This window comes from Desulfothermus okinawensis JCM 13304, assembly GCF_054654515.1.
Map to the genome: position 1 here is coordinate 1 of NZ_BAAIEW010000073.1, position 681 is coordinate 681.

Here is a 681-nt window from a genome sequence, read left to right on the forward strand (position 1 = left end):
CGGAGTTTGTCAATAAAGATGTCGCCAAAAGCCATACCATTTTTTCCATCAAGCAGCCTTTTTACATTGTTGTTCATTAACTGGATTAAGGTCTACTGTAAGGACTGGATCCCAGTTGCGAATATTTCCAGACCAGCGCACTGGATGTTTGGACCGGGCCTTTTTATAAACCTCTTTACGCCTTGCTAAGATCTCAATATCTAGCCCTGAATGTCTTTGCTCAGGGGTAACAAACTGGATTTTACTATGATAATGCTTAGTATTATACCATGTAACAAACTCTAAACACCATCTTCTGGCTTCTTCTATATTTGCAAATCTACCAGGATATTGAGGACAATATTTAACTGTCTTAAAGAGAGATTCTATATAGGGATTATCATCACTAACATGGGGACGACTAAAAGAACGGATAATCCCTAAATTTTGCATGGTGGCTAACATGGTAGATCCCTTCATGGGTTTGCCATTATCTGAATGGATTACCAAGCCCTCTCCTGTTATCTTTTCTTTAAGAAGAGCACGTTTAAGCACTTTTGTAGCTAAATTACTCCTTTGTTCACCATATACTTCCCAGCCTACAATCTTACGGCTATAAATATCAATATACATGTAAAGATAGAAGAACATCCCCTGGACACAGGTAGGTAAGTAGGTGATATCCCAGGTCCACACCTGATT

1 protein-coding gene is annotated in these 681 nt (G+C 38.9%); it reads right to left on the reverse strand.

The window, feature by feature from the left end; genetic code table 11:
- Positions 1-48: 48 nt before the first annotated feature.
- The coding region (locus ACYQ0O_RS13075) for an IS3 family transposase (protein ID WP_459893778.1) at positions 49-681 on the reverse strand (633 nt) is incomplete at its 5' end.